Below are 13663 nucleotides of genomic sequence, written 5' to 3'. Positions count from 1 at the left end.
TGATTAAAGTGCAGTGTCGATAGGCAGTAATATGCCATCAATCACATGTATCACACCATTAGTTGACAATACGTCTGTTGATGTAACAGTTGGATCAGCAACATCTGGATCTTTATCAGTAAGTGTCACTGTAGCTCCCACGTTGATCGTGAAATCTCCACCTTGCAGAGTAGAAGGCATTAATCCATCAGAAAGATCTGAAGAGAATACTCTTCCCTGCAATACATGGTATGTAAGTACGGCCGACAATGTACCGTCGCCCAGAAGGGGATCGATGTCTTCCGGACCATCTACACCCAGTGCAGTATACAACGCCTGGAATGCGTCATTGGTAGGAGCAAATACAGTAAAAGGTCCGTTAGGCGATGCTACAGCATCAACTAAACCTGCTTCAGTAAGGGCTGCGGCAAGATCTGAAAAACCAGCTGCTACGGCTACACCTACGATGTCGGCACTTGCAGGTACCAGGGTTCTGTTGATCACATGTACCACACCATTGTCCTGATCGATATCTGTAGCAACCACTTGTGAATTTCCGTTGATGAAAACTCCGTTGGCGTTGTTAGTCAGGTAAAAATCACCGCCAAGTGAAGAAACTGTGGTAGCGAATCCTCCAGCAGTGCTGGGTAGGTCAGCTGCCTTCACTTCTGAACCTAATACGTGATAGGTAAGAATCGGAGTAAGATCATCTGCAGTCAATCCCTCGAGGGAAGTAATGTTGGCAGCAGCGAACGCGTCATTATCGGGCGCGAAAACTGTCAGTTCTGCTTCCGGATCAATCAAAGTTTCAAGTAGTCCGGCAGTTACAACAGCTTCAGTAAGAATTGAGAAGTTTTTGTTGAAATACGCAGGTTCAACAACTGTATTTACAATGCTCAATTCAAGTTCAGGAACCAGAACTGCATCCACGATGTGGATAATACCGTTGCTGGCATCTACATCTGCTGTAGTTACGTTTGCACCGTTTACGGTTACACCACCGCCGGCTACACCGAAGGTAAGGATATCATTTGCCGACAGAGCTGTTGTCGCCGTAAGTCCGTTGGTAATGTCACCTGAAGCAACACGTGCACCTGAAAGAACATGGTTCAAAAGGATTCGACGAACAACTGCGTCAGGAATATCATCTGCGCTTGTTTGTCCAACAACCCCCAACAAGCTTGCAAACGCTGCATTAGTGGGAGCAAATACTGTAAAGTCACCATCGTTGCTTAATAATTGAACGAGGTCTGGGTTTCTTTCAAGAAGGTCAACCAGGATACTTAGATCTGCGTTGCCCTGTGCGATTTCAACGATGCTGTCGTCATTGACATTCATTCCGCCGTCATCATCGTCGCCGCATGCGCTAAGTACAACAATCATTGTACCCATCAGCATCATAGACAAAAGTGATTTAAATTTTTTCATGACTCTGTAATGTTTTAGTTTTTAAAAATTGATTCAGTGCTTTGGATGTTATAACTTCTATTTTGGCAGATGTTCCCGGCTTAAAGGAGTGAGTTGCATATATTCCGGAGTGAATGGGATAAATAGGGGTGTGAACATGTATTTCATGTATATGCACTTTTACCTGTGGAGCAGAATGTTTAGATTGGGATAAAAAAAGAGACTCTATGAAATATTCGAATATACTGTTGTCCGGTCTGATGCTTTTATCTGTTAGCCTTTATGGTCAGACCAAGCCTGAAGAGACTGAAGTCTGGGAGCCGGAACCTCCGGTTGTCAATACCATGGGTGAAATTCCCTCTGATGCGATTGTTTTATTTTCTGAAGAAAAGGGGCTTAGCGCATGGGAATCGACAAAAGGGGGCGAACCTGGATGGATAGTAGAAGGAGATCACTTTACAGTAAAGCCCGGTACAGGTATGATCCGTACCAGGGATAGTTTTGGCAGTATTCAATTGCATATCGAGTGGCGTGCACCGGAAAAAGTGGTTGGGGAAGGCCAGGGCAGGGGAAATAGTGGTGTTTTTCTAATGGGCAGATATGAGGTTCAGGTACTTGATTCCTATAATAACAGAACCTATTCCAACGGACAGGCTGGCAGTGTTTACAAGCAACATATCCCGCTCGCAAACGCAACACGACCACCAGGTGAGTGGCAGGTCTACGATATTGTATTCATCGCACCATCTTTCAATTCCGATGGATCCCTGGATACACCCGCCCGTGTAACGGTGTTTCATAACGGTGTTTTGCTACAGCATGATGTGGAGCTGAAGGGGCCTACAGAGTACATTGGCCAGCCGGTATATAAGCCTCATCCGGATGCATTGCCCCTGGAATTACAGGATCACTCGAATCCTGTAAGTTTCAGAAATATCTGGATCAGAAAACTATAATGAAAAGGGCGTCCTGTCAGGCGCCCTTTAATATTTTATCAATCTCATCCAGTTCATCACTGGTAAATGAAGTGTTCTTCAGTGATTCAAGATTCTGGTCAAGCTGACCAACAGAACTTGCGCCAATCAGTACGGATGTCACAACCGGATCCCTGAGAAGCCATGCAATCGCCATCTGTGACAATTCCTGTCCGCGATTTTTCGCAATCTCATTCAGTGCCCGTATGACCGGGACCATTTTCCCGACTTCATCCTTTTCCAGGTAGGTCATACTTTTACCTGCCCGGGAATCTGCAGGAATTCCGTCGATATATTTGGAAGTGAGCATGCCCTGCGCCAGGGGTGAAAATGCAATAAGCCCGGTGCCGTTTGACCGAAGTGTTTCAAGCAGGCCGTCTTCAACCCATCGATCGAACATGGAATACCTCGCCTGGTGAATCAGGCATGGTGTGCCCAGTTTATTGAGAATATCAAATGCCTTTTGAGCTTCATCAGCCGGATAATTCGAAATGCCGATATATAACGCCTTGCCCTGACGAACAATTTGGTCCAGTGCGCCCATTGTTTCTTCCAGCGGAGTGTCGGGGTCAGGTCTGTGATGGTAGAAAAGGTCGACATAGTCGAGCCCCATACGCTTCAGACTTTGATCCAGGCTTGCAATCAGATATTTGCGCGAACCCAGGTTTCCGTACGGACCAGGCCACATATCAAAACCAGCTTTGCTTGAAATAAACAGCTCGTCGCGATATCCTTTAAAATCATGGCGTAGAATGGTCCCGAAATTCTCTTCCGCCGACCCGAATGGGGGTCCGTAATTATTGGCCAGGTCGAAATGCGTAATACCCCGGTCAAATGCCCGGCGGATGATCATACGTCCTTTGTGCAGGTCATCAATAAATCCGAAGTTATGCCACAGTCCAAGCGAAATATTGGGAAGCAGAATGCCGCTATTTCCACATCGCCTGAATGACTCCTGGTCATACCGGTTGGAAGCAGGCAGATAGGGGGTAATGCCTGATTTGTCGTTTATATGTAACTCCATCTTTTCAATAGTTTGAAAGGTATTGCCTCACTTTTTCACTTACCTGCTTGCCGGTAAAGCCAAATTTCTCGTCGAGGACTCCCGCTGGGGCAGAATATCCGAAGTGATCCAGACCAACTGCTTTGCCTTTTGGTCCGACAAGTGTCAGTAAATTATCCGGCAATCCCGCTGTAAGTCCGAATACAGGCACATTATCAGGAATCACTTCCTTTTGATATGCCTGGGGCTGTGTTCTGAACAGACCTTCAGAAATCGCACTCACGATCTGTACTTTCAACCCATCTGCTTCACGTAAAATTTCTGCGGCATCTACCAGGGTCGAAACCTCAGAACCATTGGCAACCAGAATGATGTCTGGATTTTCATCCCGTGTAACAATATACGCTCCTTTTTTTGCACCCTGTGCGGCCTCATAGCGACTCATGGAGCCATCGACAGGAAGGTCCTTAATATTCTGACGGGAGAAGATCAGGGCGGTAGGGGAGTCTGTATTGGCAAGTGCCATTTCCCATGCCACCGTCGTCTCCACTGCATCCGCTGGACGAAGAGCAAGCAGACTCATTTTATGGGAATGGTTTTTTAACTTTTCAAGCAGCCTGATCTGCGCTTCCTGTTCTACCGGCTGGTGTGTCGGTCCATCTTCCCCGACGCGGAAAGCATCGTGGGTCCAGACGTATTTCACCGGTAACTGCATCAAAGCAGCCAGACGGATGGCAGGTTTCATGAAATCAGAAAATACGAAGAATGTAGCCACCACCGGTATTACACCGCCATGCAATGCCAGTCCGTTCGCGATTGCTGCCATTGTTAACTCGGCAACACCGGCCTGCAGGAAAGCACCCTGGAAATTCCCTTTCGTGAATGAAGTTGTCTTCTTGAGAAAACCGTCGGTCTTATCTGAGTTTGACAAGTCTGCCGACGAGACGATCATATTTCCAACCTTTTCTGCAAACATGGAAAGTACCGTGCTGGATGCGTTCCTTGTGGCAATATTCGGTTTTTGTTCAACCTGGCTGAAATCAAGAACGGGAGCATCACCGCTCAGATACTGGTCAAGCAGACCGGCTTTTTCGGGGTTTGCCGATGCCCAGCCGTTGTATTCCTCATTTTTACGTTTGACATAGGCGCGTTTTTCATCAAGAACGCTGGCATAGTATTCAGCTACATCGTCGAATATTCTGAATGGATCTTCCGGATCACCTCCCAGGTTGGATACAGTTTTCGCAAAGGATGCCCCTGCACCGGTTAATGGCTGTCCGTGCGTATGGTAATTTGCTTCCATACTGCCGCCTTCTTCATCGACTGCGCCTTTACCCATAATGGTCTTTCCGATGATCAGGAATGGTTTTTCTTTTTCATCACCGGCGGCTTTCAGCGCACTTCTGATCTGTGCATGATCATGCCCGTCAATCGTCATTACGCGCCAGCCCCATGCTTCATACTTTGCGGCCGTATCTTCATTTGTTACATCCTCTGTGGCTGATGACAGCTGTAGATCATTTGAATCAAAGAACATAACCAGGTTGGATAACCCCAGGTATCCCGCGATCCGGCCTGCACCCTGGCTGATCTCTTCCTGAATACCACCATCGGATATGTAGGCATATGTCTTGTGCGCCATCCAGTCGCCGAAGCGGGCAACCAGAAAACGTTCTGCAATGGCAGCACCCACAGCCATTGCATGGCCCTGACCCAGTGGTCCTGAAGTATTTTCAATGCCGCGTTCAACATCCACTTCCGGGTGTCCGGGGGTCGGGCTGCCCCATTGCCGGAAGTTTTTCATATCGTCGATGGAATACTTTCCCTGAAATGAAAGAACTGCGTACAACATGGCCGACATATGGCCCGGATCAAGAAAGAAGCGGTCGCGGTAGGGCCACCGCGGATTATCCGGATCAAAGTTCATGAATTCTGAATACAGGATCTGTACAAAATCTGCTCCTCCCATGGGGCCTCCGGGATGACCGGAATTTGCCTTTTCGACCATGGCAGCCGAAAGAATTCGGATGTTATCTGCAGCTCTTAGTTGAATGTCGTTTTGCATGTTTGTTTGCTCTGTCTGGGGATTTAATTATTTCGTTGGTGAAATTACGATTCCTGCTGATGTATCCCAAGGGAGCTGAAATATTTGTAACGATAAATGCGATTACCTGTGGGTTGTATTTGCACTAATTTCGGCTTGTGTGTAACTTGAGCCCATAATCAAATACTATTGTATGTTTACTTCCGAAGATCAGCAACAGATAGACCAACTTGGAATTTCTCATTCAGATATTGAAAAGCAATTGGTGCAGTTCAGGAATGGTTTTCCACCGTTGCCCATTGTAAAGAATGTTTCGGAAGGAGATGGAATTCACAAAATTCAGGAATCCGACCGGGAGGAGTTGATCGGGCTTTATGAAACTGCCTGTGAAAATCTTCAGGTCCAAAAATTCGTACCTGCGTCAGGAGCCGCCTCAAGGATGTTCAAAGCATTGTATGAATTCGTGGCGGATGATAATGCCAGCCTCGGCACCCATAAGGATGTGAAAGCATTTTTCGAAGGTATCAACAAATTTGCGTTCTATTCAGACTTGAGGAAAGTGCTTCAGGAAAATGGCAAAGATCTGGATGCGCTGATTGCAGGCGGTGAATACAAAACAGTTTTAAATTATCTTTTGGATGAGCAGGGCCTTAATTACGGCTTTCTGCCAAAAGGTCTTATAAAATTCCACCAGTACGATTCATATTCAAGAACAGCTGCCGAGGAGCATTTGGTGGAAGCTGCCCAATATGCTGTTTCAAAGGGGCGTCAGGTATACCTTCATTTTACGGTTTCACCCCAACATACAGAATTGTTCAGGGCCCATTTGAACGAAGTTAAAGGGGCATACGAAAATGAATTTAATGTTACCTACCATATTGAATACAGTATTCAGGACCCTGCCACCAATACTATCGCCGTAGGGTTTGATAATGAGCCATTCAGGGATGAGAATGGCAGACTCCTCTTCCGGCCTGCGGGGCATGGGGCGCTGCTATCGAATCTTAATAAACTGGATAGCGATATCGTACTTGTAAAGAATATAGACAATGTGGTGCCCGACAGGCTCAAGGCCGATACCATTACCTATAAGAAACTTTTAGGAGGATTACTCATTCGTTATCAGCGCAAGATTTACAGCTTCATGGAGGCACTGGAGAGTCAGCCCGATCCTGCTGATGATTTTGTGAATGAAGTAGTTAAATTTTTACGTGAAGAAGTCTTTTATCAGGTTGCACCCACGTTTAACAATTTGACCAATAAGGAAAAGCGACAGGTGCTCATCCATATCTTGAACAGGCCTATACGTATTTGCGGGATGGTGGTGAATACGGGAGCTACAGGCGGAGGTCCTTTCTGGGTTCGAAATGAAGACGGAAGTTCATCACTTCAAATTGTGGAGACAGCGCAGATGAACCTGGATGATCCGAAGGTTAAAACACTACTGGAAGACGCGAATTATTTCAATCCGGTAGACGTGGTCTGCGGACTCAGGGATTATAAGGGACAGCCTTTTAATTTAATGAAATACAGGGATGATAATACGGGTATCATCACCGAAAAATCCCAGGGTGGCAAAAGTCTTAAGGCGCTTGAACTGCCCGGCTTATGGAATGGTTCCATGGCCGACTGGTTAACTGTTTTTATGGAAGTACCTGCGGTTACTTTTAATCCCGTTAAGAGCGTGAACGACCTGATGTCTGATGAACATCAGTAAAAGGATCATTTATTTTTAATTTCTCCGTCCCACTCGGAAATGCCTTTTGCCAGGTTATACAAAGGACCTTTAAAGCCCAGTTCCTCCAGGATCCTGCATGCTTTAGCCGAACGTGCACCGCTTCGGCAATAGATCAGGTACGTCTTACTTTTATCCATGGTTTTTGCCTTATCCTCAAATGATTCATTATTGAAGTCAACGAAAATGCTGGCGCCGGGGATATATCCTTCCTGGATCTCCTGTGGTGTTCGAACATCAATGATCACCGCACCGGGTTCTTTCATGATTCTTTTGAATTCATGATTTAAAATATTCTGATACATAGCTTTTTTTGTTTCTATATTACTAGATAAATACCTTTATTTCAAAGCGTTATTATACTTAATCTTACCTGCCTCATTGTGAGGTGTTTTCGTCATAAAATTCTGCCAGTTCTTTTATGAAAATATTCTTTGGATCTTTAAATATTTTACTTCCTATGGTGATTGCCTCATTATGATGCAGGCTGTGCTCACGGGTTAGAATATCCTCTATCAGGTCCTGGTGGGTGTCTTCCAGGTTAAGGTGTGCCAGGGCATTATTTAAAAGATACAGGTCCTGATCATCACCGAGGATGGTCGTAAGTAAGGATATTTCCCTGTTCAGATCCTGAATAAATACCGGGGGTTCGGGGAATAAAAGACACTGATACTGTAAATCCTTACTGCGCTTTCGCCATTCATGGAAATGTTCTGACTCTCCGGTGGTTTTGGTAGCTGAAAAAGCCGCACGTGCAGCACCATAGGTTTTTGAAATACCCTGCAACAAATCCGACGGATCATCTACATAAAATGGTTCATAAGACCTTTGAAATTCCAGTAATCGCGATTCGGTTTTGCTGAGACGCTTAATAGCGGCCCCGGAAAGTATTTCCTTCCTGTTGTTCAGATATTCAACAACGGGCATGAATACAGCCGGGGATAAAAGTGATCCATACTTTTCCCTTACTTTTTGAAGAGCATCCATGGCGGAAGAACTGTCGCGCAGGGCGGAAATCTCTTTCCCGATAGAGGATAGTTGTTGATTGTATTTTTTAGTATTTGGGTGAGAGCCAGCTGCTTTGAGCCATCCTCTTATTTTTTTTAGTGATTTTCGCGTTTCATGAACTACCGGGTGTACAACATTTTCATGACTCGTTTTAAGTAATTGGAGTGAATTGGTAAGTTCGGAAAGTATAAGTTGATCGAAAAAACTGTAGGCCGACTCCATATATTCAGTTTACAAAAAGCCTGACAGTTACCTGCCAGGCTGTTCCCATTGATTGATTTGTTTGCTTCATTCCACCATTACCTTACGGCTGATGTGTTGTACTCCTGTTTTATGAGGCATATAAATAGTAAGTATACCCTTGTCCAGTGAAGCATGAATCCTGTCCTGGTCAATGGCATCGGCAATTTCAAATGATCGCTCACTTAATCTTCCCGGTACTTCCTGATGAATAAGTTCATCCTGTTGAGTTCTTTTTCTTTCAGCTTTTACCTTAATGATATCATTTTTCAACTCAATGGTGATGTCTTCCTTCGAAAATCCCGGCATGGTAAGTTCAATCTTATACTCGTCTTCGGCTTCAATGATATTGGCCATTGGTTTGGTTAACCATCTGTCATCGAAGGCACTCCTCCCCATAAAATGCCCGTAGTCAATAAAATGTCCATAACTATCCCCGATCCGGTGAAACGGGTTATTTCGAATATGCAGCGGTAACATGATAACCTCCTTTTATTTATGAAAATATACAAAGGAACTCAGTCGGATTCGTTGACCTGCATCAAGGATTGCAATGATGCTGGTCATAAGTGTTTACATACTTTACGCTGAACTTAGTGGAAAGAATAAATTATGGAATATTATCACGCCAGGGAATTTGCCGGGTTATCCTATGAGGAGGTATTGGCGCTTGTTCCCGAAGCACTGAAGAAGGAAGGGTTCGGAGTGCTAACTGAAATTGATGTGGCCCGTGTTATGAAGGAAAAGCTTGACAAAGACCTGCGGCCCTACAAAATATTGGGCGCCTGCAATCCCAACTTTGCCTATCAGGCCTTATCGTTGGAGAATAAGATCGGAACGATGTTGCCCTGCAATGTGGTTGTGCAGGAGCTTGAGAATGGTAACACTGAAGTTGCAGTAGTTGATCCGATGGGCTCAATGCAGGCGGTGGAAAATGAAGGCCTTGCAGAAGTGGCGGCAGAAGTTCAGGAGCGGTTAAAGCGCGTATTGGATCACATTTAATTATTTCAGTGAATAATCCCTCAGGATGGTAGAGGTGAGGTACGATGTTTCAGCGCCATCGTTTTTATCTATTTCAATCTGTAAATTATCAAATTGGTATTCGCCAAGACCCTTGCAGAACCACCGGAATTGTTCTATGCGCTCATTCTGATAGTAATAGATGCTTAACGTACGCAAACACCTTCGGTTGCCGAAGCGTGTTTCCATAGAAGGCAGGCCGCCTAAAATATAGTGCTCATAGGGTATTATTCCATCCCGGGAAGAAACCATGAATTGTGCATCCTGTGGTTCATTGATGTATTCGAGGCTGAGGTATTTATATGAACCTGCGGTGTAGATCCATCCATCTTCTGCCGGGTAGAGGTAATCCCGTCCGAGATCTACACTGTCCGGCACCAATTCAAGTTTATCAATGTAGTAACAACAGGTATCCACGCGCCAGTAAACTTCGGTTTCAGCAAAAAGATCCCCTGAAGAATTATAAAAGTATTTGTCAAATTCCCAATAGTTGTCGACCTCCAGCGGAAGGAACTCTGAAAGATCAGTTTCCACGACATCTGCAGAATTGTCATCATCTGAACAAGATAAACAACAGCATATGACAACAAGGAATAGAAAGGTGCCTCTATAGTAACGCATGAATTCCAGGTTCAATACCCGGTAAAAAGTAAAAATGATGCATTCTCTGCAAAAAAATATCTATAAAGTACAATTGTACCAGTTGAATTAGATAAAATTTAAGGTGAAATCCAAATTCATTAAAGCTTATTCATGCCCTTCCATACCAGAAATGCCGGGTACCTGACCGGGCATATCCTCGGTCCATGTACGCACCGGTGCTGATTTTTTGTCCGGAAATACCTGGTCAAGGGTTGTCGCATCATAGAGCCGTCCGTTCATCATTACCTTCTCGATACCCCGTGTATTCCGGATATTTTCCAGCGGATTTTTGGAAAGGATTAAAAGGTCAGCCTGTTTCCCTGGTTCAATGGAACCCACCTCCTGATGCAACCCAATCGATTCAGCGCCCATTATGGTTGCTACTTTGAGTGCTTCATGTGCAGACATTCCGCCGGACTGTATAGACCATAGCTCCCAGTGGTAGCCAAGACCCTGGAGCTGCCCGTGGCTCCCTACTCCCGCACGTCCTCCGGCCTTCACGATCGAATTTACTTCAGCAGCCAGTGGTTTAAATACATGCTCTTCATCCATGAACCATCCGCCAGGTCCGGGACCAGTGCCTGCTCCGCGTCTCCTTGTCTTACTGTCGATTTCAGAATGAGGAGTAAAATAATTCAATTGTTGGTCGTCATGTGGATTTTCACGGGTATAGTAATAGTTTTCCGCCCATGGTCCGCCATAGGCTACCAGAAGTGTTGGGGTGTACGCCGTATTGGAAAAAGCGATTAATTCAATCGCATCATCATACAATGGAAAAATGGGGAAGGAGTGTTCATGTCCGGGGTATCCATCAATGATTTGCGTGAGATTTTGCTTGAAATTCAGGGAGCCTTCTGTGGTTGGCATGATCTCCTGTTCCCGGCAAGCCATGATAATCCATTGACGCTGCTGCCTGTTTCCGGCCACGTACATCTTGATGGTTTTGGTATCATAATAGGACGAATACCTGGAAACAAGTTTTCGGGCGTGATCCAGGTTCTCAATTTGCTCCTGCCAGAACATACCCGGCCCGGTGGAGTAAATCCTCGGCCCAAGCATTTTTCCCGCCTTTACCCTGTCTTCATACGTTAGAATATCTGTAGTGGAAGTCTGAGGATCGCGAACAGTTGTTACACCAAACGCCAGGTTTGCCCAGAATTGCCAGGCTTCCGGTTTGTGTATATCCCAGGCCGGTCTGACGTGAGCATGGGTATCCACAAACCCCGGAATGATCGTTTTTCCTGTTACATTCATTCGTTCAGTGTCCCCTGAAACCTCAAAACTTCCGGAGGGACCGACATTTTTAATGCGGTTATTTTCAACCAGCAGCCACCCATTTTCGATGATCTCATCACCATTCATGGTGATAATCCTCGCGCCTGTTAACAGTAATTTGCCAGCGGGCAAATCCCGTTTCGCCGTTACCCGGATACGGAATTCCTCCGGTGAATATTGAAGGGTGTCCTTGTTTAACTTTTTGTTCTCTTCCTCAAAATTTGTGGCTACCGTTTCACGCATCGATTTCAACTGCATTGCAGAATCGAGGTCATAGATAATGTGCGCATTGCCGATTGACCAGTGCACCTTTGTCATATCCTTTGAGAAAGCCAGAAACTGTCCGCCGATATCGGAGAGCTTTTGAACAGGAAAGGACGCTTTATCCCCCTTGGAAACATTGATGGTTTGCGTTTCGCCTCCCACCATCGGGATAGTGAGCAGATACATATCGTTGTAGACCTGAGCGACGGCTCTTGATTCATCATGGCCAATGATGATGCGGGAGGCCTCGAGTGGGCTTTGGGAGCCGGGTGGGGTTGTGCCAACAACCTTCACATGTTTCTTTTCATCTGAACCATCCCATCGTATGGACAGGAGTGTACCATCATTGTTATTCAGATAAATTCTGTCGGGGTTACGGGAAAAATGTGGAAACTCACGCCGATAGGTGTAATCTATCAGTGTGGCGGTCCCGCCGTCTGCACTGATCCAGATGAGTTCCCGTCCGGTTCCGGGCGCACGCTGGTTGAGGGATTTCTGAAAATTCACAGCCGGTCCGCGAAGTGCAACAATCCGCTTGCCGTCAGGCGACCAGGCCGGAGTTTCGTAGATGGCATTTTCACGGGTCAACTGTACAGGTTGACCAGCCTTTTTACCGCTAATGAGAGTTTTATAAATATGGCCAACCCCATCATTCCAGGTAGTATATGCAATCCAGGTGCCGTCGGGCGACCATACGGGCTGTGCCTGGATAAACTCCTGGTTCGTAAGCCTGCGTGGAATTTTTTCGTTCAGATCCATGACATACAGACGATCCAGGGAAGTGAAAGCCAGTTTCGACCCATCTGGTGATGGAATTGCATCCCTTATTTGCTTTACGATGAATTCACTGCTGTCGGGAATCGGGTATTCAAATTGCAACTCCGGTCCGAGCTCAATGGTTGTATTGATGCTGAAGGGGATTTCTACGGCTTGTCCGCCGGAAACCGGGATTCGCCAGATTTTACCTCCATAGGAGGCAACTAATTCCTTCGAATCAGGGGTGAATGACATTCCCGGTAAGGCATCCCGGGTTCCCCGCGATTCCTGATCATCTCGCTGAACAGGATAGGCGAGCCAACGCTCCACACCGGATTCGAGATCCCGGATGATGAGGCCTGTCTGAGCTTCATAGCGGGTTCCGTATACAAGCCACTTACCGTCCGGTGAAGGTGTGGGACGAATTCCCGACCCTTCCCGGAACGACATCACTTCGTTTTTACCTGTTTGACGATCATATCTTCCGATCTGAAATTGCGGAAAAATGGCATTGTATTGCCAGTCGCCCTCACGTTGGGCATACCAAATAAAGCGGTCTGAATTGCCAAAGGCTGCACCGGTCATTTTTATATTTCCGGGTTCTGACATTAATTCCACGCCTGTTCCGCCATCCACATGATACATCCATAATTTTAGAGTGCCGCTTCTGAATCCTGCTTTGGAGGCAAGGATATATTGGCCGTCGGGTGACCATTCCGGACTTTGATAACGGTTCGTATTACCATTAGTAACCGCCTTATCCTCGCGCGTTTCGAGATCAATGATCCAGATATTTTCGCCGCCGCTTTTATCGGAGGTAAAAACTACCTTCTTGCCGTCGGGGGAAAAGCGTGGCTGACTGTCGAATTGCATTCCTGAGGTGAGTTGCTCAGCAGATCCTCCGGAAAATGGCAACAGATACAGATCCCCAAGGAAGTCGAAAACCACCTGAGTTCCATCGGGGTGAATATCCAGACTTAGCCAGCTTCCCTGGTTTGTGCTTATCGAAAATTCCCGGCCAGGTTCAAGCGGCAGGTCTTCGTTTGATTTCTGGATTGAGTCTGATTTTTCCTGTGAATAGGATATTGATGCACACAGAAAGGTAAGTACGAGTAGTAGTGGTTTCTTCATGGATGTTCAGATGCGTTTCCCTGAAAATAACCAATGACATACGTATTTTTTCGAAAAATGTGATGGACGGAAAAAATAAGGCAGACTTCATAGAGTTTCGAAGTTTTGCCCTGAATGCAGCCCGAATATATTTAAACTCCCTGTGAAACCTAAGTGGTTAAATGCTGCCGGGGTTTTGCCAGCTT

At 45.9% G+C, this 13663-nt stretch carries 11 protein-coding genes; 3 read left to right on the top strand and 8 right to left on the bottom strand.

All coding sequences use genetic code 11. The annotated features are described in order from the left end of the window. Positions 1-3: 3 nt before the first annotated feature. Positions 4-1407, bottom strand: coding sequence for a fasciclin domain-containing protein (locus LDX50_RS20250; protein WP_225698025.1), 1404 nt, complete (start codon positions 1405-1407; stop codon positions 4-6). Positions 1408-1613: 206 nt separating this feature from the next. On the opposite strand from LDX50_RS20250, the gene LDX50_RS20245 reads away from it, so the two are divergent. Then, the gene (locus tag LDX50_RS20245) at positions 1614-2342 is read left to right on the top strand and encodes a 3-keto-disaccharide hydrolase (protein WP_225698024.1); all 729 of its coding nucleotides are present in this window, start codon (positions 1614-1616) and stop codon (positions 2340-2342) included. A 16-nt stretch (positions 2343-2358) separates the two neighbouring features. Here LDX50_RS20245 and LDX50_RS20240 read toward each other — a convergent pair whose 3' ends face one another. Both LDX50_RS20240 and LDX50_RS20235 read right to left on the bottom strand, forming a co-directional pair. Next, positions 2359-3384 carry an aldo/keto reductase gene (locus LDX50_RS20240; RefSeq protein ID WP_225698023.1) on the bottom strand — a complete coding sequence of 342 codons (1026 nt, stop codon included), beginning with the start codon at positions 3382-3384 and terminating at the stop codon, positions 2359-2361. A 4-nt stretch (positions 3385-3388) separates the two neighbouring features. Further along, positions 3389-5428: a transketolase family protein gene (locus LDX50_RS20235; RefSeq protein ID WP_225698022.1), complete on the bottom strand. Its 2040-nt coding sequence runs from the start codon at positions 5426-5428 to the stop codon at positions 3389-3391. A gap of 172 nt (positions 5429-5600) precedes the next feature. Here LDX50_RS20235 and LDX50_RS20230 point away from each other — a divergent pair, with 172 nt between their 5' ends. Beyond that, complete coding sequence (locus tag LDX50_RS20230) at positions 5601-7124, top strand: DUF4301 family protein (RefSeq protein ID WP_225698021.1); 1524 nt, start codon at positions 5601-5603, stop codon at positions 7122-7124. A 5-nt stretch (positions 7125-7129) separates the two neighbouring features. Here the strand turns inward: LDX50_RS20230 and LDX50_RS20225 are convergent, their stop codons facing one another. The 3 genes from LDX50_RS20225 to LDX50_RS20215 form a co-directional block, all read right to left on the bottom strand. Further along, on the bottom strand, positions 7130-7447 hold the full coding sequence (locus LDX50_RS20225) for a rhodanese-like domain-containing protein (protein ID WP_225698020.1): 318 nt from the start codon (positions 7445-7447) through the stop codon (positions 7130-7132). Between the two features lie 73 nt (positions 7448-7520). Next, entirely contained in the window at positions 7521-8372 is an 852-nt protein-coding gene (locus tag LDX50_RS20220) for a CHAD domain-containing protein (protein WP_225698019.1), read from the bottom strand. 66 nt (positions 8373-8438) lie between these two features. After that, a complete protein-coding gene (locus LDX50_RS20215) occupies positions 8439-8870 on the bottom strand; it encodes an Hsp20/alpha crystallin family protein (protein WP_225698018.1) in 432 nt (143 codons plus the stop codon). Between the two features lie 132 nt (positions 8871-9002). Between LDX50_RS20215 and LDX50_RS20210 the strand changes: the two genes are divergently transcribed. Further along, a complete protein-coding gene (locus tag LDX50_RS20210) occupies positions 9003-9392 on the top strand; it encodes a DUF302 domain-containing protein (protein WP_225698017.1) in 390 nt (129 codons plus the stop codon). Here LDX50_RS20210 and LDX50_RS20205 read toward each other — a convergent pair whose 3' ends face one another. Both LDX50_RS20205 and LDX50_RS20200 read right to left on the bottom strand, forming a co-directional pair. Next, entirely contained in the window at positions 9393-10031 is a 639-nt protein-coding gene (locus LDX50_RS20205; RefSeq protein ID WP_225698016.1) for a hypothetical protein, read from the bottom strand. A 126-nt stretch (positions 10032-10157) separates the two neighbouring features. Continuing rightward, positions 10158-13478 carry an amidohydrolase family protein gene (locus LDX50_RS20200; RefSeq protein ID WP_225698015.1) on the bottom strand — a complete coding sequence of 1107 codons (3321 nt, stop codon included), beginning with the start codon at positions 13476-13478 and terminating at the stop codon, positions 10158-10160. Positions 13479-13663 lie beyond the last annotated feature (185 nt).

This window comes from Fulvivirga sedimenti (assembly GCF_020328055.1).
This window is presented reverse-complemented; position numbering and strand designations above follow the sequence as displayed.

Excerpts from the sequence above, each read along its gene's own strand:
- LDX50_RS20225 (WP_225698020.1), bottom strand. The coding sequence starts at position 7,447 with ATGTATCAGAATATTTTAAATCATGAATTCAAAAGAATCATGAAAGAA.
- LDX50_RS20240 (WP_225698023.1), bottom strand. The coding sequence starts at position 3,384 with ATGGAGTTACATATAAACGACAAATCAGGCATTACCCCCTATCTGCCT.
- LDX50_RS20210 (WP_225698017.1), top strand. The coding sequence starts at position 9,003 with ATGGAATATTATCACGCCAGGGAATTTGCCGGGTTATCCTATGAGGAG.
- LDX50_RS20250 (WP_225698025.1), bottom strand. The coding sequence starts at position 1,407 with ATGAAAAAATTTAAATCACTTTTGTCTATGATGCTGATGGGTACAATG.
- LDX50_RS20205 (WP_225698016.1), bottom strand. The coding sequence starts at position 10,031 with ATGCGTTACTATAGAGGCACCTTTCTATTCCTTGTTGTCATATGCTGT.
- LDX50_RS20220 (WP_225698019.1), bottom strand. The coding sequence starts at position 8,372 with ATGGAGTCGGCCTACAGTTTTTTCGATCAACTTATACTTTCCGAACTT.
- LDX50_RS20215 (WP_225698018.1), bottom strand. The coding sequence starts at position 8,870 with ATGTTACCGCTGCATATTCGAAATAACCCGTTTCACCGGATCGGGGAT.
- LDX50_RS20230 (WP_225698021.1), top strand. The coding sequence starts at position 5,601 with ATGTTTACTTCCGAAGATCAGCAACAGATAGACCAACTTGGAATTTCT.
- LDX50_RS20245 (WP_225698024.1), top strand. The coding sequence starts at position 1,614 with ATGAAATATTCGAATATACTGTTGTCCGGTCTGATGCTTTTATCTGTT.
- LDX50_RS20200 (WP_225698015.1), bottom strand. The coding sequence starts at position 13,478 with ATGAAGAAACCACTACTACTCGTACTTACCTTTCTGTGTGCATCAATA.
- LDX50_RS20235 (WP_225698022.1), bottom strand. The coding sequence starts at position 5,428 with ATGCAAAACGACATTCAACTAAGAGCTGCAGATAACATCCGAATTCTT.